Annotated in this window: 17 protein-coding genes; 6 read left to right on the top strand and 11 right to left on the bottom strand. The window is 65.3% G+C overall.

The window, feature by feature from the left end; all coding sequences use genetic code 11:
* Positions 1–13: 13 nt before the first annotated feature.
* The gene (locus XcyCFBP4188_RS02420; protein ID WP_043909100.1) at positions 14–1234 is read right to left on the bottom strand and encodes an efflux RND transporter periplasmic adaptor subunit; all 1221 of its coding nucleotides are present in this window, start codon (positions 1232–1234) and stop codon (positions 14–16) included.
* Positions 1235–1366: 132 nt separating this feature from the next.
* Between XcyCFBP4188_RS02420 and XcyCFBP4188_RS02415 the strand changes: the two genes are divergently transcribed.
* Positions 1367–1987 (top strand): TetR/AcrR family transcriptional regulator, encoded by a 621-nt coding sequence (locus XcyCFBP4188_RS02415; protein ID WP_006450883.1) that lies wholly within the window; start codon positions 1367–1369, stop codon positions 1985–1987.
* 713 nt (positions 1988–2700) lie between these two features.
* Here the strand turns inward: XcyCFBP4188_RS02415 and XcyCFBP4188_RS02410 are convergent.
* From XcyCFBP4188_RS02410 to creD, 7 genes are all read right to left on the bottom strand, one after another.
* Entirely contained in the window at positions 2701–3195 is a 495-nt protein-coding gene (locus tag XcyCFBP4188_RS02410; protein WP_006452534.1) for a transcriptional repressor, read from the bottom strand.
* Positions 3196–3210: 15 nt separating this feature from the next.
* The gene (gene gltX / locus XcyCFBP4188_RS02405; protein ID WP_006452532.1) at positions 3211–4614 is read right to left on the bottom strand and encodes a glutamate--tRNA ligase; all 1404 of its coding nucleotides are present in this window, start codon (positions 4612–4614) and stop codon (positions 3211–3213) included.
* Positions 4615–4681: 67 nt separating this feature from the next.
* The gene (locus XcyCFBP4188_RS02400; protein WP_006452531.1) at positions 4682–5773 is read right to left on the bottom strand and encodes a DUF3616 domain-containing protein; all 1092 of its coding nucleotides are present in this window, start codon (positions 5771–5773) and stop codon (positions 4682–4684) included.
* A gap of 21 nt (positions 5774–5794) precedes the next feature.
* Entirely contained in the window at positions 5795–6679 is an 885-nt protein-coding gene (locus tag XcyCFBP4188_RS02395; RefSeq protein WP_104591559.1) for a carbon-nitrogen hydrolase family protein, read from the bottom strand.
* Between the two features lie 58 nt (positions 6680–6737).
* Positions 6738–7340 carry a GNAT family N-acetyltransferase gene (locus XcyCFBP4188_RS02390; protein WP_006452529.1) on the bottom strand — a complete coding sequence of 201 codons (603 nt, stop codon included), beginning with the start codon at positions 7338–7340 and terminating at the stop codon, positions 6738–6740.
* A 43-nt stretch (positions 7341–7383) separates the two neighbouring features.
* A complete protein-coding gene (locus tag XcyCFBP4188_RS02385; protein WP_006452528.1) occupies positions 7384–7806 on the bottom strand; it encodes a hypothetical protein in 423 nt (140 codons plus the stop codon).
* Positions 7807–7813: 7 nt separating this feature from the next.
* Complete coding sequence (gene creD / locus XcyCFBP4188_RS02380; RefSeq protein ID WP_006452527.1) at positions 7814–9133, bottom strand: cell envelope integrity protein CreD; 1320 nt, start codon at positions 9131–9133, stop codon at positions 7814–7816.
* Positions 9134–9368: 235 nt separating this feature from the next.
* Here creD and XcyCFBP4188_RS02375 point away from each other — a divergent pair, with 235 nt between their 5' ends.
* Entirely contained in the window at positions 9369–9896 is a 528-nt protein-coding gene (locus XcyCFBP4188_RS02375) for a C1 family peptidase (RefSeq protein ID WP_104591558.1), read from the top strand.
* Between the two features lie 231 nt (positions 9897–10127).
* Here XcyCFBP4188_RS02375 and creC read toward each other — a convergent pair whose 3' ends face one another.
* Positions 10128–11576, bottom strand: coding sequence for a two-component system sensor histidine kinase CreC (creC, locus tag XcyCFBP4188_RS02370; RefSeq protein ID WP_074057896.1), 1449 nt, complete (start codon positions 11574–11576; stop codon positions 10128–10130).
* Between the two features lie 48 nt (positions 11577–11624).
* Positions 11625–12329: a two-component system response regulator CreB gene (gene creB / locus XcyCFBP4188_RS02365; protein ID WP_006450342.1), complete on the bottom strand. Its 705-nt coding sequence runs from the start codon at positions 12327–12329 to the stop codon at positions 11625–11627.
* Positions 12330–12363: 34 nt separating this feature from the next.
* On the opposite strand from creB, the gene XcyCFBP4188_RS02360 reads away from it, so the two are divergent.
* The 3 genes from XcyCFBP4188_RS02360 to mfd all read left to right on the top strand — a co-directional run bounded on the left by XcyCFBP4188_RS02360 (position 12364) and on the right by mfd (position 18090).
* Positions 12364–13272 (top strand): 23S rRNA (adenine(2030)-N(6))-methyltransferase RlmJ, encoded by a 909-nt coding sequence (locus XcyCFBP4188_RS02360; RefSeq protein WP_104591578.1) that lies wholly within the window; start codon positions 12364–12366, stop codon positions 13270–13272.
* A 192-nt stretch (positions 13273–13464) separates the two neighbouring features.
* Complete coding sequence (locus tag XcyCFBP4188_RS02355; protein ID WP_006450344.1) at positions 13465–14007, top strand: GNAT family N-acetyltransferase; 543 nt, start codon at positions 13465–13467, stop codon at positions 14005–14007.
* Positions 14008–14619: 612 nt separating this feature from the next.
* A complete protein-coding gene (gene mfd / locus XcyCFBP4188_RS02345; protein ID WP_006451388.1) occupies positions 14620–18090 on the top strand; it encodes a transcription-repair coupling factor in 3471 nt (1156 codons plus the stop codon).
* Positions 18091–18262: 172 nt separating this feature from the next.
* Here mfd and XcyCFBP4188_RS22465 read toward each other — a convergent pair whose 3' ends face one another.
* Positions 18263–18559 (bottom strand): hypothetical protein, encoded by a 297-nt coding sequence (locus XcyCFBP4188_RS22465; protein WP_139051593.1) that lies wholly within the window; start codon positions 18557–18559, stop codon positions 18263–18265.
* A 39-nt stretch (positions 18560–18598) separates the two neighbouring features.
* On the opposite strand from XcyCFBP4188_RS22465, the gene XcyCFBP4188_RS02340 reads away from it, so the two are divergent.
* Positions 18599–18928 carry an STAS domain-containing protein gene (locus tag XcyCFBP4188_RS02340; protein ID WP_006451387.1) on the top strand — a complete coding sequence of 110 codons (330 nt, stop codon included), beginning with the start codon at positions 18599–18601 and terminating at the stop codon, positions 18926–18928.
* Positions 18929–18933 lie beyond the last annotated feature (5 nt).

Genomic DNA, 18933 nt, shown 5'->3' with positions numbered 1-18933 from the left:
GTGTAATCCCGCCTCAGTTGGCCGCACGCGGTGCGGTCGGGGCGGAAGGGGTGCCGGCTGCATTACCGGCAGTAGCGGGCCTGCCCTTGGGCTGCCAAGGCGCGGTCTTGACCTCGATGCCGTCGCGGGCGCGCGAGACGCCTTCGACCACCACCTGCTCGCCGGTCTTCAGGCCACTGCGCACCAGCCACTGGTCGCCGACTTCGCGGTCGGTTTCCAGCACGCGTAATTGCAGCTTGTGATCGGCACCGACCACGAACGCGGTCGGCTTGCCGGCGCCATTGCGCGAGACCGCCTGCTGCGGCACCAGCACGCCCTGCTCCTTGATGCCCTCCTGCAGCACCGCGCGCACATACATGCCCGGCAACAACTCCGCATTCGGGTTCGGGAACACCGCGCGCAAGGTGATCGAGCCGGTGTTCTGGTCGACGGTGACATCGGAGAACGCCAGCTGGCCCTGCAGCGGATAGGTGCTGCCGTCTTCCAGCAGCAGCGACACCTTGGCCGCGTCGTCGCCGGCCTTTTCCAGATCGCCGCGCGCCATCGCCTGCCTGAGCCGCAATAACGCCGCGCTGGGCTGGGTGACGTCGATATAGATCGGGTCCAGCTGCTGGATGGTGGTCAGCGCGGTGGCCTGGTTGGCGGTCACCAACGCACCGGGGGTCACGCTGGAGCGGCCGATGCGACCGGAGATCGGTGCATCCATGCGCGCGAACGCCAGGTTGATGCGCGCGGTCTCCACGCTGGCCTTGCCGGCCGCCTCATCGGCCTCGGCCTGGCCCAGCGCAGCGTCGGTGTCGTCGCCCTCCTGCTGGCTGACCGCCTTGATCTGCACCAGCTCGGTATAGCGCTGGGCCTTGAGTCTGGCGGTGCGCAGATTGGCCTGCGCCTTGGCCAGGGTGGCCTGGGCGCTGGCGTAACTGGCGCGATAGGTCGCCGGGTCGATCTGGTACAGCGTCTGCCCGGCCTTGACGTCGCCGCCCTCGGTGAACTGGCGTGTCTGCACGATGCCGCCCACTTGCGGGCGAACTTCGGCGATCAGGTAGGGAACGGTGCGTCCGGGCAGTTCGGTGGTGAGCGTCACCGGCTGCGGTTTGACGGTCAGCACGCCCATCTCGGGCATGCCCTCAGCCGGCGGCGGACCTCCCGGCGGGCTGCCGCAGGCACTCAGCAAAACGGTGGCGGCAACGGCAGCGGCAAGCACAGGCAGGCGAAACGAAGCATGAGGACGCACGAGAAGGTCTCCGACGGGACGCATGAGGATTAAATATAAACGGTACGGTTTGGTATCCTAATAAGCTCATCCGTAGCCGTCAAGCATTCCTGCCCAGTCGGTATACTTAAAGTTCAAAAGTGGAGTGAGTGGATGCGGGTCAGAACCGAAGAAAAACGCGACGCCATCGTGCAGGCGGCCAGCGAGGTCTTCCTCGAGCTGGGCTTTGAAGGCGCCTCGATGTCGCAGATCGCCGCCCGCGTGGGCGGCTCCAAGCGCACGTTGTACGGCTACTTCCCGTCCAAGGAAGAGCTCTTTATCGCCTTCGCCCAGGACACGTCCGACAGCTACATCGACCCGATGCTGGATGCGCTGACGCGCAGCAGCGGCCCTGTCTCCCAGACGCTGCAGCGCTTCGGCGAAGATCTCCTTGGCTTCCTCTGCGCACCCAGCTCGATCACGATCTGGCAGACCATCATCGGGGTATCAGGACGCTCGGACGTCGGCGCGCTGTTTTTCAATGCCGGCCCCGAAGAAGGCATGCAGCGCATGGCCGAGTATCTGCAGCAGCAGATGGACCTGGGCCTGATGCGGCGCGGCGACGCGACCCTGGCCGCCAAGCAACTGGGCGCGCTGCTGGAAGCGCAAACCCTGATGCCCTGCCTGTTCGGCGCACTCAAGGATCCCTCACCGGAGTATCTCCGCGATGCGACGCAGCGCGCAGTGGAGCTGTTTCTGGCGGGCTATGGATGCAAGAACACCGCTTCGGCGTGATGCACGGCGGTGGTTTGATACGTTGGGTAAGCGATGAGTCGCTAACGCTCTCGCTTCTGCGGCTGCACATTCGTGCACGCGCGTGATGTTCGAGGCTTTGTTGGTGTGACAACAACAGCGTATTTGTGTGCAGCGGATTGCTGCGTCTGCGCACTGCATGCAACTAAGAGCGGCTAACAAAACTACTTCACGTCAGCCTACTGCACAGGCAGGCGGATCTGCTGCCTGGCTGCAGGGTCCTTGCCCGCCCACCGTCGCGGGACACGCCGCAAGTACGTCCATGTAGGCTCTTACGCGGCATCCATGCCGCGTAAGGTCCCGCGACGGTGGGCGGGCAAGGACCAGTGGAGATGGTCGGTGCGCATGGTTGCAAGCAAAGCATGGTGTGTTATTTGGACAACGCTGCGGCCCATCAGCTTCGCAANTAGGCTTTCATCAAGCTACCGACCAACTCTCTGGTGCGGTGTCCTCGCCGCTTGCGGGACCGTGTGGCGGCATGGATGCCGCCACCGAGCCTACATGGACGTACTTGCGGCGTATCCCGCGAGCGGTGAGGGCACTGCGCCCTCGACCCACGCAGCGTTTGATCTGGACTTCTGACTGCATCCACCAAGAGACGGCCGACAAAACCACTGCACTCACTGACCGGCCCTAGCTCGCCAGGGTTTTGTTAGCCGCTCTAAGTGAACCGCCCTGCGTTTGGGTGGCGATCCTTACTCGACCACCGCGCACTTGGCGCACAAGCCATGTACTTCCAGCGTCTGCGCCTGCGGCTGAAAACCCAGTGCCTTGGCGCGGGCTTCCAGTTGCGAGACCACGTCGCGGTCTTCCAGTTCCACGGCGCTATGGCAGCGGTCGCAGATCAGGAACGGCACCGAGTGCTGGGCGCTGTTGGGGTGGTGGCAGGCGACGAAGGCGTTGACCGATTCGAGCTTGTGCACGAAGCCGTTGGCCATCAGAAAATCCAGCGCGCGGTACACCGTGGGCGGGGCGTCGGCGCCGACGCCCTTGCCTTCGCGCACCCAGTCCAGCAGCTCGTAGGCCTTGACCGGCTTGCCGGCATCGGCGATCAGCCGCAGCACATTGGCGCGGATCGGCGTCAGCCGCAGGCCGCGCTCGCTGCACGCACGCTCCACCGCGCGCACGAAGCCGTTGGCGTCGTCGACGTGGTGATGCGGTGCAGTGCAGGCATGTTCGTTGGTTTTCATCACAGGCTCCGGCGGTCAGCCCGCTCCTATCTTGATGAGTGCCGCATCGATGCGTTTCAAGGCGCCCTCGCGTCCGGCCAGGTACACGGTCTGCGAAATGTCCGGGCTGACCTGGGTGCCGGTGATGGCCACGCGCAGCGGCTGGGCCACCTTGCCCATGCCTAGTTCCAGCGCGGCGGCCGCGTCATGCAGCGCAGCCGACACGCTCTCCACACTCCATTCGCTGACGCCGGCCAGCAGTTCGCGTGCCTTGCCCAGCGGCACTTCGGCGCCCAGCTTGAGATGCTTGATCACCGCGGCTTCGTCATAGGTTTCCAGCGGCTGGTACCAGACCACGGCCTTTTCGGCCATTTCCTTCAAGGTCTGCACGCGCTCGCGCAACGCCACCACCACATCGGCCGCAGCCGGGCCGGCGGCGACATCAATGCCGAGCTTGGCCAGCTGGTATTCCAGCTGCGGGGCGATGCTGGCCGGGTCGTCGGTCTTGAGGTAATGCTGATTGACCCAGCCCAGCTTGGCCATGTCCAGGCGCGCAGCCTTGGAATTGACGTCCTTGACGTCGAACAGGTCGAGCAGTTCCTGCTGGGTGAACAACTCCTGGTCGCCGTGCGACCAGCCCAGACGCGCCAGATAATTGATCAACGCATGCGGCAGATAGCCGGCGTCCCTGTACTGCATCACGTCGGCCGCGCCGGTGCGCTTGGACAGCTTGGCGCCCTGCTCGTCCAGGATCATCGGCATGTGCGCGAACTTGGGCACCGGCGCGCCCAGCGCTTCGTAGATGTTGATCTGGCGCGGGGTGTTGTTGATGTGGTCGTCGCCGCGGATCACCTCGGTGATGCCCATGTCCCAGTCGTCCACCACCACTGCGAAGTTGTAGGTGGGGAAGCCGTCCGGGCGGAAGATCACCATGTCGTCGAGCTCGCTGTTGGCGATCTCGATACGGCCCTTGATCAGGTCGTCGAACACCACCGTGCCGGCTTGCGGATTCTTGAAGCGGATCACCCGATTGGGGTCGTCGCGGTACGGCAGGTTCTGCTCGCGCGCGGCACCGTTGTAGCGTGGTTTTTCCTGCTTGGCCATCGCCGCCTCGCGCATGGCGTCGAGCTCGGCGCGGGTTTCGTAGGCGTAATAGGCCTTGCCCTGCGCCAGCAGCTGCTCGGCGACCTCCTGATAGCGGGCCACGCGCTGGGTCTGGTAGATCGGGCCTTCGTCGTAGCCCAGACCCAGCCATTCCATCGCCTCCAGGATGGCGTCGATCGCCTCCTGAGTGCTGCGCTCACGGTCGGTGTCTTCGATGCGCAGCACGAACTGCCCGCCGCGGTGGCGTGCCTCCAGCCAGCAATACAGGGCGGTGCGGGCGCCGCCGATGTGCAGGTAACCGGTGGGGCTGGGGGCAAAACGGGTGCGGCAGGTCATGGAGCGCTCGGCGAAACGGGTGTCGGCCGATTTTACCTTGCGCAGCGCAGACCTGCCCGCTTGCGGCTCAGCGGTTGCGCAGCAGGTCGCCGTAGACCACGCAATCGCCACCGCTGCGCGCCGGGCCCGGCGCGTCGTACAGCACCAGCCAACTGGGCGTGTTGCCGGCCAGGTGTTTGGGAAGGTTGCAGATCGCCTCGGCACGGTCGCTGTCGGTGCCATGCGGCAGCACCGCCGATTCCAGCAGGTCGTGCTGAAAACGCACCGGCGCCTGGTTGGCGGCCAGCGCCGCGCGCGCGTCCGGCCATTTGAACAGGCGGATTTCGCCGTTCAGCACCATGGTCGGCCCGGCCAACAGGTACAGATCGTCGCCGGAGTAATGCAGGTCGCGGATGCCCAGCCCGCCCAGTTGCAGGAAGTGCTTGCGCAACAGCGTGCCGTCTTCGTTCAGCGGCGCCAGGCGTAGATGATCACCATGCGCCTCGACCCGGATCTCCAGCATTGCCGACCAGCCGCGCAGCACCGGCCCACGCAGCCCCAGCAGCAGCCGTTGGCCGTCCACCACGATGCCTTCGATATCGAAGCCGTTGTCCTTGCCCGGGATCTTCAGAAACGGGCCGAAATGCGGGTCGTCGGCCAGCAGGTCGGTGAGCTGGTTGTGCTTGGCATCGCCCTTGAGTCGCAGCGCGCGACGGCCGTCGGTGGCTTCGCGTACCAGTCGCGGGGTGCCGCCGGCATCGCGCTCGATCGGCAGACAGGCCAGCAGGCGACGGTTGGCATCGAGTTTGAGCTTGGTCAGGCGCTTGGCGTTTTCGGCATCGTCGCGACTGCGTTTGGCATTTTTGCGCTTGAGGCCATGCGAACCGATCACCCACAGAAATCCATCCGACAGCGCCATGCCTTCCAGATCCGCTTCCTCGGCCGCCTCGCCCGGCAGATCCAGCAACTCGGCCAGCGCAAAGCTCTGCCCTTCACCGAAGCGCAGCGTCTCGCGCTGCACGGGATCGAGCTTGCGCAGCCGATCCACCGCGCAGGCCTCGTCGCCGGCCACCCACAGCCAGTCGTCGGTGAAGGCCGCGCCGGACAGATTGCTGTGCACCAGCGCACCGGGCGCGAATTCGAGACGGACGCTGTGCGGAATCAGGGTTTTCTTGGCCATGGGAACCTGGTGGGTGGTGGGTCAGTCGAACGCGGCCAGCTTGGCACGCGCTACGTGGGCGGCCAACTGCCCGTGCCAATCGCGGTCGTTGGCGACCTGCGCGTGTGCGCGGCTGGCTTCGAAGGCGTCGAAGTCCAGCTCCGCATGGGCCCACACCGTATCGCCGCGTGTCTGCGCCAGCACGCCATCGGCCGGGAAGCCGACATCCATCGGCGCGAACACCGCCGCTTCGCCAGTATTGACGTCCAGCGCCGGGCTCCACGGCGCCTCGCCGGCGGTGACCGATTGCGCAACGAACACGCGATTTTCCAGCGCGCGCGCCAGGCAGCCGATGCGCACCCGCATCGCCCCGGCGGCGGTGTCGGTGCAGCTGGGCACGATCAACAGCCGCGCACCTGCTTCGTATTGCGCACGCACCGGCAGCGGGAACTCGCTGTCGTAGCAGATCGCAATCGCTGCGCGCACGCCGTCCAGCTCGAACACCTTCAGCGCATCGCCGGGATCGATCAACCCGGTGGCCTTTTCGAAGCCGGTGAGCTGCAGTTTGTCCTGCCAGCCGTGCCGGCCCTCGGGCGTAAACCAGTCGCTGCGATTGCGGTAGCGGCCCTGGCCCAGATCCAGCAGAAAACTGCCGGCAATCAGATGTACCTGATGCTGCCGCGCCAATCCGGAAAACAGCTCCATCCACGGCGCACGCAGCACCTGGATCGCCGCCAGCGACTCCGGCAAACCGGCAGAAACATGCGTGCCGAAGGTTGCGCCCAACTCCAGCGCCAGATACTCCGGCAGTACCAGCACACGTGCGCCGGCAGCGGCGGCCTCACTCACCAACGCGGATTGACGCGCAGCGAAGGCGGCGAAATCGGCGGGTTTGCCGATCGGGTATTTGGCGACGGCGATTTTCATCTGGTGGCCTTGTTGCGATTGATCGGAAGGTGCGACGTGGCGAGGCGCTCGTTGGCAATCATGACGACACCGCACGCGTCCACACGCTCAAGCTGTGGTCGATCTCGCCGTGTTGCAACTCCGCCCATGCCAACTGCACGCGCATCTGCGGTTGCGGCGCATAGCCGCGCTTGCGCCAGAACACATCGTTGGGCCGGTAGTCGGCCGGCTTGCGCGGATCGTCGAGTGCGCGCTCCACGGAGCAAAATGCAGTGAGCGCGAATCGGCCCAAAGTGCGTGCATGTGCTTCACGTCGGTCGAAAAATGCGTGACCGATCCCCTGCCCGCGATACGCCGGCAGCAACACCGATTCGCCGAAATAGAACACGCTGGCCGGGTCGATGCCGGCCGCGCGAAACGGCACGTGAAAGGCCTCGCTGTCGTCGAGCAGCGGCAGGCCGGTAGAGGCACCGATCACCGCATCGCCATCGCGTGCCAGCACGAACACGCTGTCTGGCGAGGCCGCATAGGCAGCCAGATAACCGCGTTCGTAATCGGCATCGCCCTCGTACAGATACGGCCATGCCCGGAACACCGCGATGCGCAGCTGCGCTACCGCATCCAGGTGCGGCAACACGTCCGTGCCGCGCACCGTTTCGACGATCAGGGAGGAACCAGTCATGCCTGCATGGTAAGCGAGCCTGGCGCGCCTGCCACACCAACGCTCACCGCAGCCAACGGCCGTTGCCCGGACCCGCCGCATCGGGTTGCTGCCATAGCAGCCAAACCGCCGCTTCTTCGGCGGCCAGCAGCACCCCGAGCAGTGCATCGGTACTGCGCGCCCAATAGCTGCCGTTGTTCAACCGCTGCCATGGCCCGTAGCTGCGCGTCGGCGCCGTGCCAGGCCGCGCTTTGTGCTGCTGCGCCGCCTGCAAAAAACCGGCTCCGCCCGTGCGCAGCGCCTGTGCGGTGGCTGCATGCAGGCGCAGGCCGATCACCCCGCCGCGTCCCTCACGGCCGAGCGGCAATGCCGACAATGGCGAACATTCCCAGCGTTGCAGTGGCGCTGCGGAAAGCAGCGCCACCGTGTCGATCCCGGCGGGCAGCAAACGCTGCGCCCGCCGGTGTACCTGTGCGTGAGCGAGCATGCCGGCCTCAGCGCAGGCTGTTGCCAAGCTCGTACCAATCGAGCTTGCGGGTGACCCACATGATGCTGGCCAGGATGCCGAACAGCAGCAACGATCCCATCAGCAGCGCGTTGTCTTCGGAGACCAGCAGGCTGTAGAGCACGCCATACAATGCGGTGAGCATCACCGAGAACCCCGCCGCGCGCGCCCAGCTGCGCAATACCCCGGACAGATAGAAGAACTGCAGACCGATACACGCCGCGGCAGACACCAGATACGCCTGCCAGAACGCGATGTGCTCGGAAAGGCTCAGCAGCAACAGGAAGAAGATTGCCAACGCCAGACCGACCAGCAGGTATTGCAGCGGGTGAATCGGCAAGCGCTTGATCAACTCGAACAACACGAACGCCACAAACGTCAGCACCACGAACAGGATGCCGTACTTGCTGGCGCGGTCGGCCTGGGTATACACGTCCACCGGGTCGACCAGGCGCACTTCCAGCGTATCCAGCGACGATTGGCTGGACTGCAACTGGGTCTGCGCACCGGTGGCCAGCGACGACAGCGACCAGCTGGCATCGAAGCCCTTCGGCCCGATGCTCGGCGCATTCGGCAGGAAGCGGCCGCCGAAGGACGGGTGTTGCCAGCTGGAGCGCAAGGCGATCTCGTTGTTGTCGGCGATCGGTGCGATGGCCAGCCGGCGCGTGCCGTCCAGCACGAACTGCATATCCACCACGTTGCCGTCCTGCACGCGGCCGGCAACCGGGTCGGCCAGCGGGCTCAGTTGGGCATGGATCCCTGCCGAGCGATCGGCCAATGCGCCTGCACCGCTTTCCAGTGCCAGCGTGCGCCCATCCACCTGCAGGCGCGGTGTACCCACCAGCCCGCGCACATCGGAAATGCCCACCGCCAGGTGCGGCTGGCCATACACGCGGGTCGGCGCGGCGACGTAGTCAAACGGTGCGTACTCGGCATGCAGGGTCGCTTTCCAGGAATACACCTGCACCCGATACAGCCCCACTTCGCGCACCGAGGGCACCATCTCGCCGCCGAGTTTCAGGCTACGCGGGGTCTGCAGCAGCGCGCCTTCGCGCTTGCGCCACACCTTGCGCTGGTTGCCCTGCTCGTCCGGCTCGGTGACCTGCACGTCCTCGGTATACGGCAGCACCCGCACCGGCGCGATGAACTGCTGCTCGCCGGCCTTGCTCTGCGCCACCCGCTCCACCGCTTCGTCGCGGTAGCGGGCGCGGTCCTGCACGGCGCCGCGGATCAACAGCAACGGAATCAGCAGCAGCAGGATCAGCCCGCCAATGGTGGCGAACCGCAACAACAGTTTCAGGGATTTCATCGGCCATCCTCATTCTTGGAGGTGGCCAGAGTGCGATGCGCCGGTGTGGAGGGTTTGAGGCGAATTTGAAGCGAATGTGAAGTGGGCGCACTGCCAATGCCTGGGCCATTCATACGCTGGATGGGCGCCGCTGCCCGCATGTGCACGAAGCTCGTGCGTGGGTTGGGCGGTTGCGCACACCCTGACCGGTTGGTACGCAAAAGCCTATGCGCCAGCAACGACGAAATTCGCTCCGATGTACGTGTATTCGCAGATCAACGTGGGCGGGCCCGACGAGGACAACGGCGCGTACGCGGAAGACGCGTTTCGCGTTGCGATCTCGCAGGGGATCGACACCGAGCGTCATTACACGCGCGGCGGCTACGATTGGAAAACGCTGCCGAGCAAGGACGAGCGCATCAATGCGGGCAAGCACAAGCCGGTGTACGGCTCCTACACCAACCTGTTTGCCGACGACAACGGCAATGGCGGCAGACCGCTGATCAACGCGCTCAAACAATCGCTTGCCAATGCGACGCCGGTCGCGATCGGTTTTGCGGTCCGCGATGGTTTCTACGACCTCAACACCACCAACGACGTGGATTACGACATCAGCAGCCCGATCGAGGGCTATCACGAAGTCATTGCGCTCGGGTACGACCAGGACGGACTGTTGATCGAAAACAGCTGGGGTAAAGGCTGGGGCAACAAGGGCTTCGCCCGCCTGTCCTGGTCGGTGGTGGCAAAGGACATCATCGACGCGAACGTGGTCAACCTGCGTTAGGAGTTGCCAACGCTGTATCGCCAATGGCCGTCAGCCGGGTACCCAGCAATCACTGCGGGTGCGCGTTGCATGGCAAGTGCCAGCAACGCGCGCACGCCTGACGGCCATCCCGTCGGTTGCATCAGCCTGCTGAAACCACGCACCGGCAGTGCCGTCATGCAGTTTGGCGGCACGCCGTCATCGCAGCCGCAGTGCTAGCCTGCCTCGAACGCCTGTATCGCGCATACTCGATCAACCCGGCGGCAGTTTCAGCACGGCCACCGCGCCGCCGCCCTCGCGATTGCCCAGCGCTACTTCGCCGCCGTGCAGGCGCGCCACTTCGCGCACGAACGGCAAACCGAGCCCGGAACTGCGTTGCCCGGTGTGCGGGCGGGCCAGCGAGTAGAAACGTTCGAACACCCGTTCCAGTGCGTAGTCCGGCACGCCGCTGCCGCGGTCTTCGACCGACCACTGCAAGTGACCGTCGTGCACCTGCGTGCGTAATTGCACGGTGCTGCCTTCCGGCGAAAACGCGATGGCGTTTTCCAGCAAATTGATCAGCGCCTGGCGCAGCAGAAACCCGTCGCCGAGCACGGAGTGCTCACGCGCTGCATCAGATGCGACATCGATTTCCACCCGCACGCCGGCCGCTGCCGCGCGTGGCAGCACCGCATCCACTGCTGCCTGCAGCAAGCCAACCACCGCGATGCGCTCGCGCTTTTGCAACCAACCGTGCTGCTCCACCTCGGCCAGTGCCAGCAGCTTGTCGATGGTCTCGGTCAGCCGCAGCTCCTGCGCACGGATGCTGGCAACAAAATGCTGGCGATCGGCTTCCGGCAATGGCTCGCTCAACAGTTCGGACGCACCACGGATCGCCGCCAGCGGGCTTTTCATCTCGTGCGTCAGCGACTGCACGTACTGCTCCACGTAGGCCTTGCCTTCCAGCTTGCGACGCATGCTTTCCAGCGCCTGGCCCAGGTCGCCGATTTCATCGCCGCGCGGTTTGGGCGGCGGCACCGGAATGCCTGCGCTCACCGCCTGCGCGTAGCGATTGAGCCGGCCGATGCCGCGCATCAGCCACCAGGTCATCAAGATGCCGATCAATGCGGAAATACCGATCAACCAGGCCCCGCGCTGCAAAATATTGCGCTGGCTGGCCTCGATAAACGGGTCGATGCTGCGATTGGGCTGCGCCAGCGTCAGCACGCCGATCAACTTGGCCGGGTCATTTGGTGCGTAGATCGGCGCAGCCACATGCATCACCGTGGCGGTCGGGTCGCCATCGACCTCGGGACTGGAGCGCGCGCCGTATTCGCCGCGCAAGGTGCGGTAAACATCGTTCCAGCGCGAGTTGTCGCGGCCCACGTCGCGACCCAGCGAATCGAACACCACCACGCCGCGTGCATCTGTCACGGTGACGCGGTACGCCACGTCGTTCTTGCGGAACCGCCACACCCAGGCCCTGGGATCGCGCTGCTGCGCCTGCACCACGTTGCGCGCAAAGCTGCCGGTGGCGATGGTGCCGCCGGCCAATTCGCCGCTGGCCATTTCCGCCAGCACATTGGCCGCATCCACCAGCGTGGATTCCATCGCCTGGCGCACGCCCGGTTTGACCTCGTTGACGAACACTCGCATCACGAAAAACGCGGCCAACCCGACGATCAGAAAGAAGCCCAGGAACAGCTTGAGACCGAGCCGCATGTCAGACCCCGACCTGGAGAACAACGCGACGCCTGCACGCGGCCATGCCTACAGCTCCAGCGCGTAGCCAAGGCCACGGTGGGTGCGGATCGGGTCGGCCGGCACGCCGGCCTGGCGCAGCTTGCCGCGCAGCGTCTTGATATGCGTATCGACGGTGCGGTCGGCGCTGTCGGCGCTGGCATCCCAGCCGCGGTCCATCAGCTGCGCGCGGCTGAGGATCGCGCCGGGGCGCTGCAACAATGCCGACAGCAGCGCGTATTCGTAGCGGGTCAGCGGCAGCAGCGCATCGCCGTAGCGGATGCGGCTGCCCTCGCGATCGATCGCAAACGCGCCATGCGGCTGCCAGCCCGCTTCGACCACTGCGGCCACCGCGCGGCGACGCAGCCGCGCGCGCACCCGCGCCACCAGCTCGCGCGGAGAGAATGGCTTGGCCATGTAGTCGTCGGCGCCCAGCTCGAAGCCGAGCACGCGGTCGATCTCGTCGTTGCGCGCGGTCAGGAAGATCACCGGCACGTCGCTGAAACTGCGCAGCGTGCGGCACACTTCGAAGCCGTTGATGTCCGGCAGGCCCACGTCCAGCACCACCACATCTGCCGGGTCGGCGCGCAGCCGCGCCAACGCATCGCGACCCAGCAGGCAATGCTCGGGCGCATAGCCTTCGCTGCGCAACGCGTACAGCACGGTATCGGCAATGGCGGCTTCGTCTTCGACGACGAGCACGCGGGCGGGGGACTCGGACATGGCGCGCAGCATAGCCGCATGCTGGCGCGGCCCGTACACTGCCGCGATGAACTATCGCCACGCCTTCCATGCCGGCAACCATGCCGACGTGCTCAAGCACATCGCCTTGCTGGCGCTGATCGACACCCTCAAGCGCAAGGACACGCCGTTCTTCGTGCTCGATACCCACGCCGGGCGCGGGCGCTACCAGCTCGGTGGCGAAGAAAGCCGCAAGACCAACGAGGCCGATGCCGGGGTGATGCGGCTGATGGCCGAGTCGACCCTGCCCGAGGTGGTCGAACGCTATCTGCGCGCGGTGCAGGCCGACAACCAGACCGTCGCCCGCCCGACCACGCCCGGCCAGAAACCGGCGCGCCCGACCGCCGGCATCCAGATCAATCACTACCCCGGCTCGCCGTTGCTGGCGGCGCAGGCGCTACGCGAGCAGGACCGCATGGCGTTCTGCGAGTTGCAGCCGGAAGAGGCCGAGGCGCTCAAGCGCCTGTTCGCCAAGGACAGCCGCGTGCGCGTGCATGCCGGCGATGGCTATGAGGCGATTCGTGCCTTCGTGCCGCCGCGCGCGGGCGAGACCAAGATCGGCCGCGGGCTGGTGCTGATCGACCCGCCGTACGAGTCGCAGGAGGCCGAGTACCCGCAGGTCATCCACAGCGTGCGCGAGACCCTGGCGCGCTGGCCGCAGGCGATGTGCATGGTGTGGTACCCGATCAAGCTGCGCCGCAGCCTGCAGCCGTTCATGCGCAAGGCCGCCACGCTGCCGGCCAAGTCGGTGCTGGTGGCCGAGCTGCAGGTGCGCCCGGACGACTCGCCGCTGCGCCTGACCGGCAGCGGGCTGCTGATCGTCAACGCGCCGTGGCAATTCGACCAGGTGCTGGCGCCTGCGCTGCCGGTGCTGAAGAAGCACCTCGGCGAGACTGGTGCCTCGACCCGGCTGGAATGGCTGCGCCAGGACGCCTGAGTCGTCGGGGCCGGGCGCCATACGCGCGGGCAAACGCAGCTGCATACTCACGACTGGATCACGGTATCGCTCGGTACAGTGATGTGGGAAGCACTGCCACCCTCCAAACGGCCCCCAGCGGCGCACCGGATTCATTCACGGTTGTGCGCTGGGCTGGTGCCAGAATCTTCCGATCTTCAAGGAACACCGGTCATGGCCATTCGCAATCGCATGCCTCCCTGGCATGAAAACTTCAGCCTGCCCAATGGCCGCACCCTTCTGCTCCGACCGATCCGTCCCGAGGACGGTCCGCCGCTGCAGGGGGCTTTCAGCCTGTTGGGACCGGAGGAAATCCGCGAGCGCTTCGTGCGCTCCTCCGCCGAAATCACGCCGGAGATGGTGCAGCGCCTGACCCATCCCAACCCCAAGAGTGAGATCGTGCTGGTCGCCGCCGAGCAGTTGCCGCCGGGCGAGGCGCTGGTTGGCGCAGTGGCGCGTGCGGCACTGGTGCCAGGCACCCGCCAGGCCGAGTACACCATCCTGGTCAGCAGCTTCGTCGCCGGCCAGGGCCTGGGACGGCAGCTGATGCGCAAGCTGGTCAAGTGGGCGCGGCGCAAGTATCTAGACTGCCTGTTCGGCGATGTGCTGCAAAGCAACGTGCCGATGCTGCAGTTGGCCGAGTCGCTGGGCTTCAAGCCGCAGCCGCATCCGGATTCGCCGGAGCTGGTGCGTATGGTGCTGGAGCTGGATGCCTGATTTGCCGGGATTCGAGATTGGGGATTCGGGATTCTGCCTAAAGCGGGTGATCTGTCGCTTGGTTGCAGGGCCCTTGCCCGCCCACCATCGCGGGACACGCCGCAAGTACGTCCATGTAGGCTCTTACGCGGCATCCATGCCGCGTAAGGTCCCGCGAGGGTGAGCGGGCAAGGACCAGTCGAGATGGGCGGTGTGCAGGGTGCAAGCAAAGCACGACCTGCGTTGCTTGGATAACGGCGCGTCCGCTCAGCTTCTCAAAACAAGCCGAGCAACCTACAAGCTTTTAATAAACAACTGACTGACTGTCTGGTGCGGTGCCCTCACCGCTTGCGGGACCGTGTGGCGGCATGGATGCCGCCACCGAGCCTACATGGACGTACTTGCGGCGTGTCCCGCGAGCGGTGAGGGCACCGCGCGCTCGACCAACCGGGCTTTTGACCTACGCCTCCGACTGCATGTTGCACCACGGGGTGTTTGCAAAGGTTTGCCGGGTGCCAGAAAGGCGGTACGTAACGCTAGACCCTGCAGCGCCCTTCTGCGCAGGGGGCCAGACGCCCGCTTTCACACCGGATGGACCGGTCGCAGCGGGCGCTCTGGTAAAATTGCCGGCTGATGCCGTCGCCAACCACCTTCCCCTCTCCGCCGCTGCCCAAGTCTGGCCAGCTTCGTGCCTATTGGCGCGCCCCGTCTTCGCCGACTGCGCTGGCCTGGTCGATCGCTCGCGCCGCCGAGGCGCATGCCGGCCCGCTGCTGGTGATCGCGCGCGATAACCAGAGTGCGCACCAGATCGAATCGGATCTGCATGCCCTGCTCGGCGAACACGCCACGCTGCCGGTGGTGCCGTTTCCCGATTGGGAAACCCTGCCCTACGACCAGTTCAGCCCGCACCCGGAAATCATCAGCCAGCGTCTGGCCGCGCTGCATCGCCTGCCCACACTGACCAAGGGTGTGGTGATCGTGCCGGTGCAGACGCTGATGCAGCAGTTGGCGCCGCTGAGCTATATCGTCGGCGGCAGCTTCGATCTCAAGGTCGGGCAGCGGCTGGATCTGGATGCGGAAAAACGCCGCCTGGAAAGCGCCGGCTACCGCAATGTGCCGCAGGTGATGGACCCAGGCGATTTCGCGGTGCGCGGTGGCTTGCTGGACGTGTTTCCGATGGGCGAAGCCACGCCGTTGCGCGTGGAGCTGCTGGACGAGGATATCGACTCGATCCGCGCCTTCGACCCGGAATCGCAGCGCTCGCTGGACAAGGTCGATGCGGTCAAATTGCTGCCCGGCCGCGAAGTGCCGATGGACGATGCCAGCATCGAACGCGTGCTGGCCTGCCTGCGCGAACGCTTCGATGTGGATACCCGGCGCAGCGCGCTGTATCAGGATCTGAAGTCGGGCCTGGCGCCGTCGGGCGTCGAGTATTACCTGCCGATGTTCTTCAGCAAGACCGCCACCTTGTTCGATTATCTGGACAAGCGCACGCTGCCGTTGATCGCCACCGGCGTGTCCAACGCGGCCGATACGTTCTGGGCGCAGGCGCAGGACCGCTACGAGCAACGCCGCCACGATGTGGAGCGCCCGCTGCTGACGCCGGACGAGCTGTATCAATCGCCGGATGCATTGCGCGAGCGGCTCAACAAGCTGGCCCGCATCGAAGTCTGGGCCAGCGACCATCCGCGCATCGACGAAGCCGCCGCGCTTGGCGACCAACCGTTGCCGCCGCTGCCGGTGGCTGCAAAAGACGCCCCTGCCGGTCAGGCGCTGGCCTCGTTCCTGAGCCATTACCCGGGCCGCGTGTTGGTGGCCTCCGATTCGGCCGGTCGCCGCGAAGCCTTGATGGAAGTGCTGGCCGCCGCGCAATTGAAGCCGGAGGTCGTCGCCGATCTGCCCGCCTTCCTGGCCGCGCCCAAGCTGCGCTTCGGCATTACCGTGGCGCCGTTGGAAGACGGCTTTGCGCTGGACACCCCGCAGATTGCGGTGCTGACCGAGCGCCAGCTGTTTCCCGAGCGGGCCAACCAGCCGCGTCGCACGCGACGTGTGGGGCGCGAGCCGGAAGCGATCATCCGCGATCTGGGCGAGTTGTCCGAAGGCGCGCCGATCGTGCATGAAGACCACGGTGTGGGCCGCTATCGCGGGCTGATCGTGCTCGATGCCGGCGGCATGCCCGGCGAGTTCCTGGAAATCGAATACGCCAAGGGCGACCGGCTGTATGTGCCAGTGGCGCAGCTGCATCTGATCAGCCGTTATTCCGGCGCCTCGGCCGAGACCGCACCGTTGCATTCGCTGGGCGGCGAGCAATGGACCAAGGCCAAGCGCAAGGCGGCCGAAAAAGTGCGCGACGTGGCGGCCGAGTTGCTGGAAATCCAGGCCCGCCGACGCGCACGTGCCGGTCTGGCCTTGCAGGTGGACCGTGCGATGTACGAGCCGTTCGCGGCCGGTTTCCCGTTCGAAGAAACCCCCGACCAGTTGGCCGCCATCGATGCCACGTTGCGCGATCTGGGCAGCAGCCAGCCGATGGATCGCGTGGTCTGCGGCGATGTGGGCTTCGGCAAGACCGAGGTTGCGGTGCGCGCCGCGTTCGCTGCGGCCAGCGCCGGCAAGCAGGTTGCTGTGCTAGTGCCGACCACGTTGCTGGCCGAGCAGCATTACCGCAATTTCCGCGACCGCTTCGCCGATTACCCGATGAAGGTGGAAGTGCTCTCGCGCTTCAAGAGCACCAAGGAGATCAAGGCCGAATTGGAGAAGGTCGCCAGCGGCGATATCGACGTCATCATCGGCACGCACCGCCTGCTGCAGCCAGACGTGAAGTTCAAGGATCTGGGCTTGGTCGTCGTCGACGAAGAGCAGCGCTTCGGCGTGCGGCAGAAGGAAGCGCTCAAGGCGATGCGCGCCAACGTGCATCTGCTCACGCTCACCGCAACACCCATCCCGCGCACGCTGAATATGGCCATGGCCGGCTTGCGCGACCTGTCGATCATTGCCACCCCGCCGCCGAACCGCTTGGCCGTGCAGACCTTCATCACTGCCTGGGACAACGCATTGTTGCGCGAGGCCTTCCAGCGCGAGCTCAGTCGTGGCGGGCAGCTGTATTTCCTGCACAATGATGTGGAAAGCATCGTGCGCATGCAGCGCGACTTGTCCGAACTGGTACCGGAGGCGCGCATCGGCATCGCGCATGGGCAGATGCCCGAACGCGAGCTGGAGCGGGTGATGCTGGATTTCCAGAAGCAGCGCTTCAATGTGTTGCTGTCGACCACGATCATCGAATCGGGCATCGACATTCCCAACGCCAACACCATCATCATCAACCGCGCCGATCGCTTCGGCCTGGCCCAGTTGCATCAGTTGCGCGGTCGCGTCGGTCGTTCGCATCACCGCGCTTACGCGTATCTGGTGGTGCCGGACCGTCGCTCGATCACCGCCGATGCCGAGAAGCGTCTGGAAGCGATCGCCTCCATGGACGAGCTCGGCGCCGGCTTCACCCTGGCCACGCACGATCTGGAAATCCGCGGCGCCGGCGAGCTGCTGGGCGAAGACCAGAGCGGGCAGATGGCCGAGGTCGGCTTCAGCCTCTACACCGAGCTGCTGGAACGCGCGGTGCGCAGTATTCGCCAGGGCAACCTGCCCGATCTGGATGCCGGCGACGAAGTGCGCGGTGCCGAGGTCGAGCTGCATGTGGCCTCGTTGATCCCCGCAGATTATCTGCCCGACGTGCACACCCGGCTGACGCTGTACAAGCGTATCTCCAGTGCGCGCAACAGCGATGCCCTGCGCGAGTTGCAGGTGGAGATGATCGACCGCTTCGGCCTGCTGCCGGATCCGGTCAAGCATCTGTTCGCCATTGCCGAGCTCAAGCTGCAGGCCAATGCGCTGGGTGTGCGCAAGCTGGATCTGGGCGAAAACGGCGGCCGTCTGGTCTTCGAAGCAAAACCGGCGATCGACCCGGTCGCGGTGATCCAGATGATCCAGAAGCAGCCCAAGATCTACACCATGGACGGCCCGGACAAGCTGCGCATCAAGCTGCCGCTACCGGAAGGTGCGGATCGTTTCAACGCCGCGCGCGGATTGTTGACGATGCTGGCGCCGAGATAAAAACCCTGCTTCATCGGTTGCGTTTGCTTGGCGCACCGATCTCGACAATAGACGACGCAAGGACGCGTCAATCGCGTTGTAATCGCTGCGCAAGGATATGCGAACTCGATGCGGCATTTTCACTAAAACCCATCGCACTCAGCGCTGTCGGCCCACGACACGTGTTGCCTTTTTAATGCGCATTTTCTGCAGTGACACTGCAGAACACCCATCCCGCATGCATTAAAGAATTCGACCGACATGCGGCTATCTGTCCTGCAGGACTGTCCGGGACATTCGACTCCCGAGCCTGCTTGCGACAAACCTGAGCAATTAATGCCCAGGCAGTGATGGATTCCTCAAATCCGTCACCGCGCTGAATTTTGCCTAAATATTCCTGCCGCGCGCCGATACCTGCATAGACCGGCATGTCCCCGTGTGCAGAGCTGCCCACGCAAGCCCACGCCGGAGCGACCTTCTTCCGCGTCATGGCGCGCATCCGTGCGCCATCGCATCGCTTGAGGCACCAATGAACACGCCACTGTCCGCTCTACCCGCGCCGCTGACACTCGCCCTGGAAGGCGAGATGACGATCCGTCGCGCTGCAGAACTCAAGCCGCTCTTGCAGCCGGCATTGCTGCATCCGGGTGGATTGCATCTGGACCTCGCTGCGGTCAGCGAGATCGACACCACCGGCCTGCAGTTGCTGCTGGCCACCAAGCAGGCGATCCAGGCCGATGGGCGGCCGTTTTCGCTCACCGATTCCAGCCGTGCGGTGGTCGATGTGATCGAACTGCTCGGCCTGCTCGAAGCACTGTACCCGCATGCGGTCGCGTGCCTCGGCGAACGCATTCACTAACGGAC

Source organism: Xanthomonas hortorum pv. cynarae (assembly GCF_002939985.1).
GTDB classification, from domain to species: domain Bacteria; phylum Pseudomonadota; class Gammaproteobacteria; order Xanthomonadales; family Xanthomonadaceae; genus Xanthomonas; species Xanthomonas hortorum_D.
The sequence above is the reverse complement of the archived record's forward strand: the minus strand, read 5'-3'. Positions and strand labels throughout refer to the sequence as shown.